Here is a 15,819-nt window from a genome sequence, read left to right as displayed (position 1 = left end):
GAGACCCCGTCTATACGGCCCTGATGGTCAGAAGTCGTCGTTGAGACGCGCGATCAGGGCGTTGTACTCGTCCCACAGCTCCTTGGGCAGGTGGTCGCCGAAGGACTCCAGGTGCGCCGGCATGAGGGAGGCCTCGCGCTTCCAGGTCTCCTTGTCGGCCGACAGCAGGACGTCGAGGTCCTTGCCGTCGATCTGCAGGCCCTCGAGGTCGAGCGCGGCGGCGGTCGGGACGTGGCCGATCGCGGTCTTCGTGGCGTCGGACTTGCCCTCGAGGCGCTCCACGATCCACTTGAGGACGCGGCTGTTGTCGCCGAAGCCCGGCCACAGCCACTTGCCGTCCTCGTCCTTGCGGAACCAGTTGACGTAGTAGATGCGCGGCAGCTTCTCAGCGTTTCCGGCGGCGGCAGCGGCAGATCCCATCTTCAGCCAGTGGGCGAAGTAGTCGCCCATGTTGTAGCCGCAGAACGGGAGCATCGCGAACGGGTCGTAGCGCAGCTCGCCGACGGTGCCCTCGGCGGCGGCGGTCTTCTCGGACGCGACGTTCGCGCCGAGGAAGACGCCCTGCTGCCAGTCGAAGGACTCGGTGACCAGCGGGACCGCGGTGGCGCGGCGGCCGCCGAAGAGGATGGCCGAGATCGGCACGCCGTTGGGGTCCTCCCACTCCGGCGCGATGGTCGGGCACTGCCCGGCCGGGGTGGTGAAACGGGCGTTCGGGTGCGCGGCGGGCGTGCCGGACTCGGGGGTCCAGTCGTTGCCCTTCCAGTCGGTCAGGTGCGCGGGCGGCTCGTCGGTCAGGCCCTCCCACCACACGTCGCCGTCGTCGGTGAGGGCGACGTTGGTGAAGATCGAGTTGCCCCACAGGGTCTTGATCGCGTTGCCGTTGGTGGACTCGCCGGTGCCCGGCGCGACGCCGAAGAAGCCGGCCTCCGGGTTGATGGCGTACAGGCGGCCGTCCTCGCCGAAGCGCATCCAGGCGATGTCGTCGCCGACGGTCTCGACCTTCCAGCCGGGGATGGTCGGCTGCAGCATGGCCAGGTTGGTCTTGCCGCAGGCGCTCGGGAACGCGGCGGTGATGTACTTGGCCTCGCCCGACGGCGGGGTGAGCTTGAGGATGAGCATGTGCTCGGCGAACCAGCCCTCGTCGCGGGCCATCGTCGAGGCGATGCGCAGCGCGTAGCACTTCTTGCCCAGCAGCGCGTTGCCGCCGTAGCCGGAGCCGTAGGACCAGATCTCACGGGTCTCGGGGAAGTGCGAGATGTACTTCTCGGTGTTGCACGGCCACGGCACGTCCTGCTGGCCGGGCTCCAGCGGGGCGCCGACGGTGTGGACGGCCTTGACGAACGAGCCGCGCTCCTCGATCAGGCGCAGGGCCTCGGCGCCCATGCGGGTCATGATCTTCATGGAGACGACCACGTACGCCGAGTCGGTGAGCTCGACGCCGAGCTGGGAGATGTTGCCGCCCAGCGGGCCCATGCAGAACGGCACCACGTACAGGGTGCGGCCCTTCATGGAACCGTCGAAGATCTCGCCGAAGGTGGCGCGCATCTCCGCGGGGGCGATCCAGTTGTTGGTCGGCCCCGCGTCCTCCTCCTTCTCGGAGCAGATGTAGGTGCGGTCCTCCACCCGGGCGACGTCGCGCGGGTCGGAGGCGGCGTAGAAGCTGTTCGGGCGCTTCTCAGGGTTGAGCCGCTTGAAGGTTCCCTGCTCCACGAGCAGGTCGGTCAGCCGCCCCCACTCCTCCTCGGAGCCGTCGCACCAAACGACCTTGTCTGGCTTGGTCAACGCGGCGATCTCGCCGACCCAGTCGATCAGTTCCTGGTTGCTGGTAGGTGCCGGTACGAGACCGGGGACCTGGTCAGACACGCCTACTCCTCACACCTCTTCGGGGATGTACGCATCGTGAACGACAACTAGAGGTTTTGGCCAATTGGCCCAGACCAATGCGTTACTTTGCGGAAACATCACCTCACGCAGAAAAATCTCCAGAGTTCTCGTACCGCATCCGCGACGGCGCGGAAGGGTAGCGGTCATCCTGCGTTGTAGCAGGATGAAGAGGGACATACCCATCTTGAGATGCTCCTGCGCCAATGTGGCGCAGATCTCATTGTCCGGACCGGTACCGGCCGGACCTGTCCCCACCTGCGTGGACGGCCGTTCGGCCGCGAAGGCGCCGCCACTTTGTAATGGCAGCCTTCATAAGTAAAGGGCTTTCCCTAAAAAAGTGGTTCCGCCAGAAACGAGAAACGCGGCCCCTTCCCGTACTTCACCGGTCCCGTCAAGAGGGAAACCGTTGTCCTTCCGGGGTTCGAAGCTGGCAGGATGCCGCGCATGAGTCGCCTGCACGTGTTCGACCTGGACGGCACCCTTCTGCGTGACACCACGGCGGGACTGGAGATCGCCCGCCGCCTCGGCTGCCTGGCCGACCTCGAACTGCTGGAGGAGGACTTCGCCCGCGGGCTCCTCGACACGAGGGGGTTCGCCGCCGGCCTGTGCCGCCTGTGGCACGACCTGCAGGAGGCCGTCGTGACCGAGGCGTTCGCGGCGGCCCCGTGGATCGGCGGCATGGCGGAGGTCTTCTCCGACATCGCGCGGCGCGGCGAGCACGCCATCGTCATCACGATGTCGCCGGACTTCTTCGCCCGCGGCCTCCTGGCGCACGGCCTGCGCGAGGTCGTCGCCTCCCGCTTCCCGTCCCTGCCGCTGCGCGAGGCCGCGGACCCCTCCGGCATCCTCACCCCGGCCGACAAGGTCACCGCCGTCGACCGCGTCCTGGCCTCCCTGTCCCTGTCCCGCCACGACTGCGTCGCCTACGGGGACTCCGGCTCGGACATCCCCCTCTTCCAGGCGCTTCCCCACACCGTCGCGGTCAACGCGACGCCCTCCCTGCGCGCCCTCACCACCGAGCACTACGACGGCGACGACCTCCGCGTCCCCTACGAGAGGGCGCGGAGGCGCCTGGACGCGCGGCGCTAACCGGCGGCGGTGGCGGCCGCCGGGGAGGCGCAGGAGCTGCTCCTGCGCCAGGGCCGCGTGGAGGGGGTGCCCGGTGGCGACGGCCCGCTCCAGCCAGCTCACGGCGACGCCGATGTTGCCGGCCCCGGCCTCCAGGGCGCCCAGCTCGACCATCGCCTTGGACGCCTCCTCGGGATGGCCGGCGGCGATGACCTGCTCGTAGCGGTGGCGGAAGGCGGCCAGGCGCTCCAGCTCCGCGGCGGAGAGCTGGACCGTGCGGGGCGGCGGGGTCTTGGGGCGGTGGGCCAGGACCAGCTCGGCGACCTTCTCGGGCAGCCGCCGCTGGGTCAGCCGCCCGGCGGAGGCCAGCACGGTGTGCAGCTCGCGCAGGGTGGGGCGGTGCCCGGGATCCTTGGCCAGGCAGGCGGCGACGGCCTCCCGCAGGGCCGGGTCGGCCAGCGGGGACAGGGCGGGCTTCTCGTGCAGGACGCGGTGCAGTACGGCGGCGGAGGTGTCGGCGCCGAACGGGCTGCCGCCCGCGGCGTGCACCAGCAGGGCGCCCAGCGCGAAGATGTCCCCGGCGGGGCCCGGCTCGTTCTCGCCCCGCAGCAGCTCCGGGGGCAGGAACGGCAGGGTCCCCATGGGGACGCCGAAGGCGCTCCGGCTCCCGGCGTCGAAGAGCCCGGCGAGCCCGAAGTCGACCAGATGGGGGCCGTCCTCGGTGAGGATGACGTTCTTGGGGGTGAGGTCGCGGTGGGCCAGCCCGCTGTCGTGCAGGGTCACCAGGCCCTGGGCCAGGCTGACGCCCAGGCTGCGCACCGTCTCCTGCGGCCAGGGCCCGTGCCGGCCGAGCGCCTCGGTCAGGGAGGGGCCGCGCAGGTGGTCCGAGGCGAACCAGAGCGGGTCGCCGTCGAGCCGGGCGTCCACCAGCGGGGCGAGCTGGGGCCCGGCGACCCGGCGGAGCACCGCGGCCTCCCGGGCGAGTTTCTGCCTGAAGAAGGGGTCGGCGGCGAACACCCGGTGGACGAGCCGCAAGGCCACCTCCCGCCCCTCGGCGGAGCGCCCCTGGAACAGGATGCCCATCCTGCCGTCGCCCAGCCGTCCGTACAGTTCGTACGGTCCGACCTTCCGCGGATCGTCCGCGTGCAGCCGCTCTCTCACCTGCGTTCCGTTCTCCATGCCCGTGTCCAGCAAAGATCCACTATGGGAGTGTGCCGTACAGGACGGACACAATCACTGTCGGGCAGGCAGAAGATCACTCCCCGCCGAAGGAGATTTCGACAGAGCCCAGCGCCTGCCGCCAGAAGCCGGGGCGCTTCTGCCTCCCCGCCAGAGAACGCAGGAGCTCCAGAGCCTCGGGGGCGTACTCCGGATGCTCGCTCTCGGCCGCGGCTCCCAGCCATTCGGCGGCGTCCTCGAGCTCCCCTCGGCCGGCCTGCATGACCCCCAGGGCGAGCATGGCCTGGGGAGCGGTCTCGGGATGGGCGCCGGCGATCGCGCGCAGGTACCACTCGCGGGCGACGTCCGGGCCGCCCTGCTCCTCGGCCAGGGACCCCAGAAGGAACATCCCCTCGGGGGAGGAGTCGGGGTCGTCCAGGTCGACGACCTGGCGGAAGCGGGCGTAGGCGGAGTTGACGTCCCCGCGCCGCCACTCCAGGAGGCCGAGCTGGATCAGGGCGACAGGGGCGAAGGCGGAGTGACCGGTCGCCGCCGCCCGCCCCCACCAGTGCGCAGCGGCGTCGTCGTCGTCCAGCTCCATCCCTACCAGGCCCAGCCCGCACATCGCGATGACGCCCTGCCGGGGATGGCCGGTCGCGACGGCCTGCTGGTACCAGTGGCGTGCGGCGTCGAGATTCCCGCAGTCTTTTTCCAGTTCGCCGAGGGCGACCATCGCCCGGGGGGCTTCTTCGGGGTGGCGGGTGGCGATGGCCTGCTGGTACCAGTGGCGTGCGGCGTCGAGATTCCCGTGCTCTTTTTCCAGTTCGCCGAGGGCGGCGATCGCCTGGGGGGCTTCTTCGGGGTGGCGGGTGGCGATGGCCTGCTGGTACCAGTGGCGTGCGGCGTCGAGGTCTCCCTGGTCCGCCTCGAGGTCGGCCAGGGTGCGTGTCGCCTTGGCGAGGTACTCGGGGTCGCGGGTGCCGATCACCTGCTGGAGCCAGTGGCGGGCGGCCTCGGGGGTGCCCTCTTCGTGCTCCAGGAGGGCCAGGTCCCACAGCGTCGAGCGCGCCTCGTCGGGGCCGCTGAGAGGCAGGGCCCTGGTGTACCAGTGGCGGGCCGCGTCGATGTTCCCGGCCAGCTTCTCCAGCAGGCCCAGTGCGTTCATGGCGACGGGGGCGACGACCTGGTCCCCGTCGGACAGGGCGTGCTGGAACAGGGCGCGGGCCCCGTCCAGGTCGCCGGACCGGAGCCGGGCGAGCCCGTCCTGGAGGAGCTTCGGCCGGGTCTGGCGGACCTCGGGCTGCTGCGCGGCGACCAGTGCGGCCACCTGCTCGGGCAGCCGCTGCCGGGTCAGGGGACCGGCGGAGGACAACACGCCGTGCAGGTCGCGCAGAGAGGGCCGGCGCGCGGGGTCCTTGGCCAGGCACGCCGCGACCGCCTCCCGCAGCGCAGGGGGGACGAGGGACAGGTCGGGCGCCTCGTGCAGGACCCGGTGCAGCACCGCTGAAGGAGGGCCGCCGCCGAACGGGCTGCTGCCGCCCGCTGCGTAGGCCAGGAGGAGGCCCAGGGCGAACAGGTCGCCGGCGGGGCCGGGATCGTGCGGGGGGCGGAAGAGCTCGGGAGGCAGGAACGGGGGCGTGCCCATGGGCGCGCCGATGGCCGTCCGGCTGACGGCGCCGAAGACCCCCATGGTCCCGAAGTCGACGAGGCAGGGGCCGTCCTTGGTGAGGATCACGTTCCGCGGGGTGAGATCGCGGTGCGCGAGGCCGTGCTCGTGCAGTGCCGCCAGTCCTTGGAGGAGGCTCACGCCCAGGCTCCGCACCGTCTCCGCCTCCCACGGCCCGTGCCGGTTGACGGCCTCGGCCAGCGAAGGGCCGGGGAGGTAGGTGGAGGCGAGCCAGAGGGGGCCGTCGAACGAGGCGTCCACCAGCGGCGCGAGGGCGGGGCCGCCGACCCGGCGGAGTGCGGAGGCCTCCCGGGCGAGCCGCTGCCGGAAGGCGGGATCGGCGGCGAACTGCGGGCGCACCACCCGCAGCGCCACCTGCCGTCCGTCCTCGGAACGCCCGTTGAACAGAACGCCCGTCCGCCCTTCTCCCAGACGTCCGTACAACTGGTAGGGACCGGCGCTCTGCGGGTCGTCCGCACGCAACTGCTCTTTCACCTGCACCCCGTTCTCCGCCCGGCGAACGATCACACCAAGGTCTACGAGCCGGGTTTGTTGCATGTGTCACAACCGGGTTCCGGGTGATCCAGTTCACTTCCGCGCACGCCACAAGCGTGATGAGGCTTTTGTCTGTGAAAAACTGGGCGGCATGAGCGAACCCGTTTCCATCGGACTCGTCGGAGCCGGCCCGTGGGCGGGCATGGTGCACGCCCCCGCCATCGCGGGCGGGGCGCACACCAGACTGGCGGGCGTCTGGGCCCGCCGTCCCGAAGCGTCCGCCGAACTGGCCGCGGCGCACGGCTCCTCCTCCTACGAAAGCCTGGAGGAGCTCTTCGACAACTGCGACGCCGTCGCCTTCGCCGTCCCCCCGGACGTCCAGGCGGAGCTGGCGATCCAGGCGGCCAAGGCGGGCAAGGCGCTGCTGCTGGAGAAGCCCCTGGCGATGGACCTGGACGGCGCCCGCGCCCTGGCGGACGCGGTGGGCGAAGCGGGAGTCGTCTCCCAGATGGTCTTCACGCTGCGCTACTCCACCGCCGCCCGGGACTTCCTCGCCCGCGCCGCGTCGCTGGAGCCCTTCGGCGGCTACGGCCAGTTCGTCTCCGCCAACCTCGACGGCGGGCCCTTCGCCACGCCCTGGCGCCTGGAGCGCGGCGCCGTCCTCGACCTGGGCCCCCACATCGTCGACCTCCTGGACGCGGCCCTCGGCCGCGTCGTCTCCGTCAGGGCCCACGGCGACCCGCTGCGCTGGGTCGGCATGCTCCTGGAGCACGAGACGGGCGCCGTCAGCGAGGCCTCGGTCTCCATGGCGGGCCACGGCGACCTCCCGCCCGCCCGGATCGAGGTCTTCGGCCGCCGGGGAACGGAGCTCCTCGACTGGACCCGGCTCGGCGACGACGCGTTCGCCCGCATGATCACCGAGTTCGCCCAGGCCGTCCGCACCGGCGGACCCCACGCCCTGGACGCCGCCCACGGCCTGCGCATCCAGCAGATCCTGGACCAGGTCGAGACCCAGCTGCTCGACTCCCGCCCCTGACGTCCGGCCGGCGGCCCTCAGGCCTTCGGCTGGGTGAAGCGGATGCTGTTGCCGAAGGGGTCGCGCAGGCCGCAGTCGATCCCGTACGGCTGCTCGATGGGTTCCTGGGTGAACTCCACGCCCCGGGCCAGCAGCGTCTCGTACGTCTTGCGGCAGTCGTCCGTGCTGAAGATGAGGTGGCCGCCCATCGCGCCCTTGCTCACCAGTTCACGGACCTGCTGCGCCGTCTCCTCGGACATCGCCGGAGGGCCGGGCTTCTCCAGGAGGATGTGGCGGTCGTCGCCGGGGACGTTGACGGTCAGCCAGCGCATGAAGCCCATGTCGACGTCGGCGCTGACTTCGAGCCCGAGCTTCCCGACGTAGAAGTCGAGGGCCTCGTCCTGGTCGAGGACGTAGATCTGCGAGTGCGTGATGGTGTTGAACATGTCCACCACGTTAGCGGGGGAGCCCCCGCGAAAACTTCTCCGAAACTGCTCACCTGGCAGCCTGTGCGGCGGTCAGGACCTCGGCCGCGACCATGCCATCGTGAAGCACGTCGGCACGTTCACGGCCACCGCTTCCTTCCGGTAGGCCCGCGGTGACCGCCCGACGATGTCGCGGAACGTGCGGCTGAAGGTCCCCAGGCTCCCGAAGCCGACCTCGAAGCAGATGTCCGTCACGCTGCGATCGGTCTCCCGCAGCAGGAACATCGCCCGCTCCACCCGGCGACGCTGCAGATAGCGGTGCGGAGTCTCGCCGAACGTGGCCCGGAACGTCCGCGTGAAATGCGACTCCGACACGTGAGCGATCCGGGCCAGTGCCGGAACGTCCAGCGGCTGCGCATAAGCCCGGTCCATCGCGTCCCGCGCCCGGAGCATCCGCCGGTTGCTCTCCTCCACAGACTGGCTCACGGCCCCATCACACCACGTCTCTCCACCGCCCGCGAGGCACGCGGGAGGGGTCCGGCCGGCCTCCGGTTCAGGGCGGGCTGACCAGCCGGGTCTCGTAGGCGAGGGCGACGGCCTGGGCCCGGTCCCGGAGCCCCATTTTCTGGAGAATCCGCCCGAAATGGGATTTGACGGTGGCCTCGGCGAGGAACAACGCGGCGGCGATCTCGGTGTTGGACCTGCCGAGGGCCACCTGGACCAGCACCTCGCGTTCGCGGGGGGTGAGCGGGCTCAGCCGCTCGGCGGGGTCGCGCCGGGCGGCCGAGCCGTCGGGGATCTGGGAGGCGAGGCTGTCCAGCAGCCGCCGGGTGACACGCGGCGAGAGCACCGCCTCCCCGGCCGCGACCTCGCGGATCGCGGTGAGCAGCTCCTCCGGCCGCGCGTTCTTCAGCAGGAAGCCGGACGCGCCGGCCTTGAGCGCGGCGAAGGCGTACTCGTCCAGGTCGAAGGTGGTCAGCACCAGGATCCTCGCGGAAGGCACGTCCCGCACGATCCGCCGCGTCGCCTCGATCCCGTCGGTCCCGGGCATCCGCACGTCCATCAGTACGACGTCGGGCCGCAGCCGCCGCGCCGCCCGCAGTGCCTCCGCCCCGTCCCGGGCCTCCCCGACCACCTCCGGGTCGGGCTGCGTCTCCAGGACCATCGAGAAGGCCATCCGCAGCAGCGTCTCGTCATCGGCCAGCAGCACCCGGACCGTCACGCGGCGGCCTCCTCGGGGGTCAGGTCCAGGCGGGCCTGGACGCGCCAGCCCCCGCCGGGGAGGAGGCCGGCGGTGAAGGCCCCTCCGTAGGCGGCGATGCGCTCGCGCATGCCGGTCAGGCCCTGGCCGGGGGAGGAGGGGCCGGTCGGGGCGGTGCCGTCGTCGGTCACGGTGACGTCGACGGTGCCGGGGGAGCAGCGGACCGCGACCTCGGCGCGGGTGCCGGAAGGGGCGTGCTTCAACGTGTTGGTGAGGGCCTCCTGGACCAGGCGGTAGACGGTCAGCTGCGCGGTGGCCGGGACGGGGAGGTGGTCGCCGAGCATCTCGAGGCGGGTGGCGAGGCCGGCGGCCCGCATCTGCGCGGCGAGCGCCTCCAGCTGGGCGATGCCGGGCGGCGGGTGCCGTTCGGCGTCCGGCTCGCCGGCCCGCAGGACGCCCAGGGAGCGCCGCATGTCGGTGAGGGCCTGCCGCCCGGTCTCGGAGATCTGGTGCATCACGGCCGTCGCCTTGCCGGGCGCGTGCCGCTGGGCGTAGACGGCGGCGTCGGTGAGCGCGACCATGACGGAGAGGTTGTGCGTGACGATGTCGTGCATCTCCCGCGCGATGCGCGTCCTCTCCTCGGCTGCGGCCAGCCGAGCCCGCTGGTCTCGCTCCCGTTCCAGGCGGACCGCGCGGTCCTCCAGTTCGGCGAGGTGGGCGCGCTTGTCGCGGATGTTGCTTCCGAGGACGGCGGCCGCGGCGGCCATCGCCGTCAGCACGACCACGCAGGCCAGGAAACGCCCGTCCGCCGCCCAGCGCCAGGAGGCCAGCAGGATCCCGGCCTCCAGGACGGCACCGGCTGCGACCGCCCACCGGCGCTCGGACCACGCGGCCACCGTGTAGAGCGCGATGAGCAGGGCCACGTCGGCGGGCAGTTGCGGACCGAGCAGCCACTGCGCCAGTGCGGCGCCGCTGACCAGCAGGAAGACGGTCCGGGGCGCCTTCCGCCGCCATACCAGGGGCAGCACCAGCGCCGTTTGGAGGAGCAGTCCCACGCGTCCCTCCGCGCGGCCCGCGCTGAAGGTCGCCGCGAACAGCAGCGCCGCGAGCAGCCCGTCCTGGACCAGCGGGTCCAGGCTCCGTACGCGTTCCACGAGTGCCGGTCTCACGCGTCCTGACGTTACGGCCCCGCCCGTACGGCCCGCATGCGCCCCTCGTGTGAGATCCCCGCGGGCCGTCTGCTCCTCAGGGAGGAGAAGGTCGGCGCTGCGGGGGAGGCGGGAGCCTTCCCCTTCCGACCGGCGCCGGACGTGCCGGAGCCGCGCGGCTCCGTAGCGTTCCAGCCCACCACCGAGACCAGGAGGCGCCTTGCTCCACCACACCTTCGCCGCACTCACGGGCATCGCGGCCCTACCGGCCACCCTCCTCTCCGCGCCGGCTCTCGACCCCGGCGGACCCCGTTCCGCGCCGGGGCTTCGTCTCCTGGCGGAGCCCAGGCCCGCACCGGAGGCTCGGACGACGTCCGTGTTCGACCTCTCGGGAGAGACCCCGGCGGCACGGCTCGCCCCGAGGCGGCTCGACTGGCACCGCTGCCGTACGGGCCCGGACGATCTGGCCGGACGCGAGCTGGACGCCGCCGGAGCCGCCTGCGCCGAGCTGGAGGTCCCGCTCGACCACCGCCGTCCGGCGGGCCGCCGGATCGAGATCGCGGTGACCAGGTTGAAGGCGACGGGGCAGCGCCGGGGCACGCTCTTCTACAACCCTGGCGGGCCGGGCATACCCGTCATACCGCTCATGCTTCATCTGGCCAAGGCCGTGCCGGCCGTCGCCGCGCGGTACGACCTGGTCGGCATGGACCCCCGCTTCGTGGGCCGCAGCACCCCGCTGAACTGCGGCTGGCCCACCGTGAGCATCGGCGCCGCGGGGCCGTCCCGGCGCACCTTCGACCGGACCGTCGCGACCGCCCGCGAGCTGGCCTCGCGCTGCGCCCCGCACCGGGCCGTCCTCCCGCATGCCTCGACCCGCGAGACCGCCCGCGACATGGACGCCGTACGAGCCGCGCTCGGCGTCCGGAAGATCTCCTACCTGGGCTCCTCGTACGGTACGTACCTGGGCCAGGTGTACGTCCGGATGTTCCCCCGGCGCGTCGACCGTGTCGTCCTGGACAGCGCCCTGGACCCGCGCCGCTACGGCCCCGACCTCACCCGCACGCAGGGCCCTGCCGTCGCCGCGGCGCTCCGCCGCTGGGCGTCCTGGACGGCCCGGCGCGACGGCCGCTTCCACCTCGGCTCGACCACCGCACGGGTCCTGCGCACCGTGGACCGCCTCAACACGTCCGTCGGCCGCGAGCCGGTCCGGGTCGGCCGCCACAGGGTCGACGGCCGGATCCTGCCGCAGCTCCTGTGGAACGTCACCGCCGGGGACGACGCCGGTACGTACGCGAGCTTCGCCGCGGACGTCCGCGTCCTGTGGCGGGCCTCCCGCGGCGCCCGGGTGGGCCCGACACCCGTCCTGGAGCAGACGCTGTCCGGCCTGGCCGCCGCCGACACGGACGGGACGTTCAGCGTCCAGACGGCGATCCTGTGCGCGGACCGCGCGGTGCCACGCGACCCCGAGGTCTACTACCGAGACCTCCAGAAGCACCGCGCGAAGGAGCCCGTCTTCGGCCCGCTGACCCGCGCGATCACCCCCTGCTCGTTCTGGCCCGCCCGCCCCGCCGAACGCCCCACCCGGGTCCGCGGCGGCGTCCCCCTCCTGATGGTCGGCGCCGCCGGCGACCCCGCCGCCACCTACAAGGGCCAGCTCGCCGCGCACCGCGCCCTGGCGGGCTCCCGCCTCGTCACCCTCCGCGGCGCGTTCCGCCACACCGTCTACGCCGGACTCTTCGCCCCGCAGAACGCCTGCATCGACCGCACGGTGAACCGATACCTGCTCAAGGGCGTGCTACCCGCCCGGGACACCGCCTGCCGCACCTCCTGACCCGGCCCGAAGGGCGGGGCAGGTCCCGGGCGGGACCGGGTCTACTCGCAGACGACCCCGTCGCCGTCACGGTCGGAGTACCAGTGGTACTCGGGGTCCCGGCCCTCGTAGTAGGGGCCGTAGCCGTTGGCCTTGGCCTCGGTGCAGGTGCCGTAGCGCGGGTCGGTCGAGGGGGAGGGCTTCGGCGGCGCGGACTCGCTCCAGGAGCGGGCGAGCGCCTTGACGCCCCTGGCGTCGCGGAGGGTCGCGGTGTCCTGGTCGTTGTTCCAGATGTACCAGCCGCGGTTCATGTACAGGTGCGTCGCGTTGTTCCTGCCCTTGCCCGTGTGGATCGTGACGCTCCTGCCGGGCCTCAGCTTGAAGGCCGGGAAGCGGTAGACGTGCCGCTGCGCGTCGCGCAGCGTCCAGTTCTTGAGCTGGACGGCCTTGCGCCCGGTGTTCCTGAGGACGACGTACTCCTTGTTGAGCTGGGAGTTCGCCCGGGTGTCCGCCCCGGGGGCGTCGTACTGGATCTTCGTGAACTTCAGCGTCGGCTTGGCCGCGGCGGCCGCGGCCCCGGAGCTCCCCAGCACCGCCGCGATCATGACGACGGACGTCACAAGAGATCGCATGTTTACTCCTGTTCACAGATATCGTGGGCCCGCCAAATCTAGGCCAGCCACCACCCGATTGGGGGAAATTTCGCGAAATTGGCAGTAGGTGGGGCCTTGGGAGGCGCCTCCTCCACCCGTGCGCCGCGGTCCTCTCAGGGTGGTGAACAGCCCGTATGGAAGGCTGAGGAGATGGTTGCGTCCGTCGATCCGGAGAGTCGGTTGTGAGCAGGCTGCTGATCGTCCACCACACTCCCTCGCCCGCCCTGCAGGAGCTCCTGGAGGCGGCTCGCTCGGGGGCGTCGACCGACGAGGTGAAGGGCGTGGAGGTCGTTACCCGGCCGGCGCTGGGCGCTTCGGTGACGGATGTGCTGGAGGCGGACGCGATTCTGCTGGGGACGCCTGCGAACATCGGGTACATGTCGGGGGCGTTGAAACACTTCTTCGACGTCGTCTACTACCCGTGTCTGGAGGCCAAGCCCCGGCTTCCGTACGGGCTCTACGTGCACGGGAGCAACGACACCGCGGGGGCGGTGCGGGCCGTGGAGTCGATCGCGGGGGCGATGGGGTGGCGGGCGGTGCATCCGCCGGTGTCCGTCACGGGGCCGCTCACCAAGCCCGCGCTGGAGGCGTGCTGGGAGCTGGGGGCGCTGCTGGCGGCCGAGATCGGGGAACTCGCGTGAACCCGAGGGGTCCCGTCGCCGCTCCCGGCCCGCGGTGGTTTACTCCGTCGGTGACCTGCGAGGACACGGGGAGGACGGTATGGAGCCGCTCAGCGAGGTGCAGATGGCCGTGATCGACGCGGCGCTGGTCGAGGAGCTGGTCGATCTGCTCGACCTGCCCGCCGGGGTGATGGAGCGTTACCGGGTGCAGGTGGCGGCGCGTTCGGGGGAGCGGGTCGCCGGCTGATCCGCGGGTTCAGCCGAGGGTGACCGTGACGGGGCTGCCGCTGGCGACCTCGGTGCCGGGGTCCGGCCGCTGGGTGACGACACGGCCGTTCCCGCCGGGCAGCTCCAGGCGCAGGCCGAGCTGGCGGGCGACCTGCTGGGCGCGGCGCCCGTCCACGCCGAGGAGGTAGGGGACCGTCACCCTGTCGTGCGGCCGCTCGTCGCCGGCGCCGCCCGAGACGTAGACCGTGACGGGCATGCCCTCGGCCGCGGGGGAGCCCGCACCGGGGGTGGTGCGCACGACCTCGCCGCGCGGCAGCGACGAGGGGATGCGCACGACCGAGTCGATCGCCAGCCGCCGCTCGGCCAGCGCCGCCGTCGCCTCCGGCAGGCTCCGCCCGGCCACGGACGGCACCGTCCCCGCGGCGTCGGCCCGGCCGGTCGCGCCGCGGTCGGGAGCGCCGCCGACCAGCAGGGTCAGCCCGAGGATCAGGGCCACGCCCAGGCTCATCACCCCGCCGAGCAGCACCATCGAGCGCAGGGACATCGGCGTCGCGGGCTCGGGCGCCGCGACGCCCTCGAGCGCCTCGGCGTCCTCGGGCGCGTCCGCGGGCCTGGGAACGGCGGGTTCCGGAGCGGGGGAGTCCGGTTCGATCTCGGCGGGCATCGCGGTCCTCCCCGGGACGGTCGACGTGGCGGGCGCCTGCACCTTCGCTCAGTGTGACGCCCCGGCACGCGCCGTGGTTCGGGATTCCTCAGATCGGCAGGTACCGCAGTCCGGCCAGCACTCCCGAGAGGGTCAGCAGCGACAGCCCGGCCAGGATCGCCCAGCGTCCGGCCTGGTGGCCGACGGGCACCAGGCCGGGGCCGCGACCCTTGGGCCGCCACGGATCGCGCATCGGCAGCACCGGCGGCACCGCGGCCAGGTCGGGCGGCGGGGCGGGGGCAGGGGAGCCGCGCCCGGCCAGCGGCAGCCCGGTCACCCAGCCGACGAGGGCGGCCAGGTGGGAGGGCGGGGTGTTCAGACCGGAGGGGAAGACCCGCACCTCCTCGGCGAGCTGGTCCAGGGTGCGCAGGGTGTTGCCCAGGCCGAGGGAGTCCAGCCAGGCGCGCGGGTCGGTGTACAGGTCGCGGCCGATCGAGGTGCGCGCCAGCAGGTCGGCCTTGGTGACCACGACGGCCACGCGCCGCTGCCTGCCCTTGTCGGGGCGCGAGCGCAGGTCGTTCAGCACCCGCTGCAGGGTGTCGGAGGGGTCCTCGTCGGACGTCGCGACGGGGACGGCGCGCTCGCCGTCGGTCATCGTCCGGCGGACCTCCGGCAGCGCGAACGGGTCGAGCACGAAGACCAGCGCCTCGCTGTGGTCGAGGTAGCGCAGCGACTCGACCTGCGCGGCGCCGGTGAACAGCTCCCCGGCCGGGTCGAACAGGTACAGGATGCGCGGGCGCCTGCCGGGCAGCTCCACGTCCAGCATGGTCGCCAGCGGCAGCTCGGGGCCGGTCTTGGCCAGCTGCCCGCCCCGCGCGAACTCCGCGACGGCGCTCGCGTACGCGTGCTGGTGGCGCTGCTCGACGAACGCCAGGGCGCCGTCGATCTCCCGGGTGCGGGCGTGCAGCGCCCGGATCGCCAGGAACATGAAGGTCGTCTTGCCCGCGGCGGGCCCGCCGATGAACGGCACCGGCTCCACCCGCACCCGGCCGATCCGGTCGGGCAGCCGCCCCGAGCAGTGCGGGCAGTAGGCGGTGAGCCGGTAGCGGCCCAGCGGCACCGTCGTGGGCAGGCGCGTCCCGCACTCGCACACGTGCCGGAACGCCCCGGCCGTCGACGGGACGAGCCGATGGTGCCTGCGCCCGCACCGGGGGCAGGCGTAGACGGGCAGCCTGATGCGCCGGTAGCAGCTGGGGTGCGGGCAGGTCTGCAGGATCCGCCCGGAGGCCATGAACAGGCGCTCGACGCCCGCCAGCAGCGCCACGCACACCAGCCAGCCGGTCAGCCCGACCAGCGCGACCACCCCGTACAGCAGGGTCAGCGCGACGCCGAGCAGCGCCAGCGGCACCGCCGCCAGCACGATCCCGCCGCACAGCGCCGCCCAGATCGGGAAGAGGAAGAACCCCCACCAGCCCGACACCATCAGGGAGGTGAGCCGCCGCACCGCCTGGTCGGCGCTCTGGTAGACGCGCGGGCCGACGGTCCCGGCCAGCGCCTGCCAGTCCCGCCAGACCTGGCTGACGAGGTAGTGCCGGTACACCCCGTCCGTCGGCGTCACCGGTGACACCCCGTCGGCGTTGGCCGGCAGCAGCGCCCGGCAGGCGACGGCGTAGTAGTGGATGAACGCGACGGCCGTCACGCCGACGAGGGTGGCCCCGAACAGCGGCGGGAACAGGAGGGCGAATCCCGCGAGCATGATGAGCGCCCAGGCGGCGACGCCCAGCACCCACAGGAACTGCTGCATG

The 15,819-nt window shown here is 72.6% G+C and carries 14 protein-coding genes and 1 pseudogene; 5 read left to right on the top strand and 10 right to left on the bottom strand.

What is annotated here, in order from left to right:
• Positions 1 to 27: 27 nt before the first annotated feature.
• On the bottom strand, positions 28 to 1,863 hold the full coding sequence (locus tag C2865_RS15705) for a phosphoenolpyruvate carboxykinase (GTP) (RefSeq protein WP_106399181.1): 1,836 nt from the start codon (positions 1,861 to 1,863) through the stop codon (positions 28 to 30).
• Positions 1,864 to 2,319: 456 nt separating this feature from the next.
• Here C2865_RS15705 and C2865_RS41825 point away from each other — a divergent pair, with 456 nt between their 5' ends.
• A complete protein-coding gene (locus C2865_RS41825; protein ID WP_408608318.1) occupies positions 2,320 to 2,973 on the top strand; it encodes an HAD family hydrolase in 654 nt (217 codons plus the stop codon).
• A gap of 360 nt (positions 2,974 to 3,333) precedes the next feature.
• On the opposite strand, the pseudogene C2865_RS41820 reads toward C2865_RS41825, so the two are convergent.
• Both C2865_RS41820 and C2865_RS15695 read right to left on the bottom strand, forming a co-directional pair.
• Positions 3,334 to 4,131 (bottom strand): annotated as a pseudogene (locus C2865_RS41820) (serine/threonine-protein kinase); the annotation flags it as partial.
• Positions 4,132 to 4,207: 76 nt separating this feature from the next.
• Positions 4,208 to 6,277 carry a protein kinase domain-containing protein gene (locus C2865_RS15695; RefSeq protein WP_198653346.1) on the bottom strand — a complete coding sequence of 690 codons (2,070 nt, stop codon included), beginning with the start codon at positions 6,275 to 6,277 and terminating at the stop codon, positions 4,208 to 4,210.
• Positions 6,278 to 6,422: 145 nt separating this feature from the next.
• Between C2865_RS15695 and C2865_RS15690 the strand changes: the two genes are divergently transcribed.
• Complete coding sequence (locus tag C2865_RS15690; protein ID WP_106399178.1) at positions 6,423 to 7,307, top strand: Gfo/Idh/MocA family protein; 885 nt, start codon at positions 6,423 to 6,425, stop codon at positions 7,305 to 7,307.
• 17 nt (positions 7,308 to 7,324) lie between these two features.
• Here C2865_RS15690 and C2865_RS15685 read toward each other — a convergent pair whose 3' ends face one another.
• From C2865_RS15685 to C2865_RS15670, 4 genes are all read right to left on the bottom strand, one after another.
• Complete coding sequence (locus C2865_RS15685) at positions 7,325 to 7,732, bottom strand: VOC family protein (RefSeq protein WP_106399386.1); 408 nt, start codon at positions 7,730 to 7,732, stop codon at positions 7,325 to 7,327.
• A gap of 72 nt (positions 7,733 to 7,804) precedes the next feature.
• Positions 7,805 to 8,143 (bottom strand): helix-turn-helix domain-containing protein, encoded by a 339-nt coding sequence (locus C2865_RS15680; protein WP_456297946.1) that lies wholly within the window; start codon positions 8,141 to 8,143, stop codon positions 7,805 to 7,807.
• Between the two features lie 121 nt (positions 8,144 to 8,264).
• Entirely contained in the window at positions 8,265 to 8,933 is a 669-nt protein-coding gene (locus tag C2865_RS15675; RefSeq protein WP_106399177.1) for a response regulator, read from the bottom strand.
• Positions 8,930 to 10,081, bottom strand: coding sequence for a sensor histidine kinase (locus C2865_RS15670; RefSeq protein WP_232835621.1), 1,152 nt, complete (start codon positions 10,079 to 10,081; stop codon positions 8,930 to 8,932). The genes C2865_RS15675 and C2865_RS15670 overlap by 4 nt, the downstream gene beginning before the upstream one ends.
• A 355-nt stretch (positions 10,082 to 10,436) precedes the next feature.
• On the opposite strand from C2865_RS15670, the gene C2865_RS15665 reads away from it, so the two are divergent.
• Positions 10,437 to 11,891, top strand: coding sequence for an alpha/beta hydrolase (locus tag C2865_RS15665; RefSeq protein WP_232835620.1), 1,455 nt, complete (start codon positions 10,437 to 10,439; stop codon positions 11,889 to 11,891).
• Positions 11,892 to 11,932: 41 nt separating this feature from the next.
• On the opposite strand, the gene C2865_RS15660 is transcribed toward C2865_RS15665, so the two are convergent.
• Positions 11,933 to 12,502, bottom strand: a complete 570-nt coding sequence (locus C2865_RS15660; protein WP_157963738.1) for a lamin tail domain-containing protein — start codon at positions 12,500 to 12,502, stop codon at positions 11,933 to 11,935.
• A 203-nt stretch (positions 12,503 to 12,705) separates the two neighbouring features.
• On the opposite strand from C2865_RS15660, the gene C2865_RS15655 reads away from it, so the two are divergent.
• The gene (locus tag C2865_RS15655) at positions 12,706 to 13,164 is read left to right on the top strand and encodes a flavodoxin family protein (RefSeq protein ID WP_106399176.1); all 459 of its coding nucleotides are present in this window, start codon (positions 12,706 to 12,708) and stop codon (positions 13,162 to 13,164) included.
• Between the two features lie 79 nt (positions 13,165 to 13,243).
• Positions 13,244 to 13,390: a hypothetical protein gene (locus C2865_RS39415; RefSeq protein WP_157963737.1), complete on the top strand. Its 147-nt coding sequence runs from the start codon at positions 13,244 to 13,246 to the stop codon at positions 13,388 to 13,390.
• Between the two features lie 9 nt (positions 13,391 to 13,399).
• On the opposite strand, the gene C2865_RS15650 is transcribed toward C2865_RS39415, so the two are convergent.
• A complete protein-coding gene (locus C2865_RS15650) occupies positions 13,400 to 14,035 on the bottom strand; it encodes a PASTA domain-containing protein (protein ID WP_106399175.1) in 636 nt (211 codons plus the stop codon).
• Positions 14,036 to 14,123: 88 nt separating this feature from the next.
• Complete coding sequence (locus C2865_RS15645; RefSeq protein WP_106399174.1) at positions 14,124 to 15,818, bottom strand: TRAFAC clade GTPase domain-containing protein; 1,695 nt, start codon at positions 15,816 to 15,818, stop codon at positions 14,124 to 14,126.
• Position 15,819: the final 1 nt, after the last annotated feature.

Source organism: Actinocorallia populi (assembly GCF_002995495.1).
GTDB classification, from domain to species: domain Bacteria; phylum Actinomycetota; class Actinomycetes; order Streptosporangiales; family Streptosporangiaceae; genus Actinocorallia; species Actinocorallia populi.
This window is presented reverse-complemented; position numbering and strand designations above follow the sequence as displayed.

Excerpts from the sequence above, each read along its gene's own strand:
- C2865_RS15650 (WP_106399175.1), bottom strand. The coding sequence starts at position 14,035 with ATGCCCGCCGAGATCGAACCGGACTCCCCCGCTCCGGAACCCGCCGTT.
- C2865_RS15645 (WP_106399174.1), bottom strand. The coding sequence starts at position 15,818 with ATGCAGCAGTTCCTGTGGGTGCTGGGCGTCGCCGCCTGGGCGCTCATC.
- C2865_RS39415 (WP_157963737.1), top strand. The coding sequence starts at position 13,244 with ATGGAGCCGCTCAGCGAGGTGCAGATGGCCGTGATCGACGCGGCGCTG.
- C2865_RS15680 (WP_456297946.1), bottom strand. The coding sequence starts at position 8,143 with ATGGACCGGGCTTATGCGCAGCCGCTGGACGTTCCGGCACTGGCCCGG.
- C2865_RS41825 (WP_408608318.1), top strand. The coding sequence starts at position 2,320 with ATGCCGCGCATGAGTCGCCTGCACGTGTTCGACCTGGACGGCACCCTT.
- C2865_RS15660 (WP_157963738.1), bottom strand. The coding sequence starts at position 12,502 with ATGCGATCTCTTGTGACGTCCGTCGTCATGATCGCGGCGGTGCTGGGG.
- C2865_RS15690 (WP_106399178.1), top strand. The coding sequence starts at position 6,423 with ATGAGCGAACCCGTTTCCATCGGACTCGTCGGAGCCGGCCCGTGGGCG.
- C2865_RS15685 (WP_106399386.1), bottom strand. The coding sequence starts at position 7,732 with ATGTTCAACACCATCACGCACTCGCAGATCTACGTCCTCGACCAGGAC.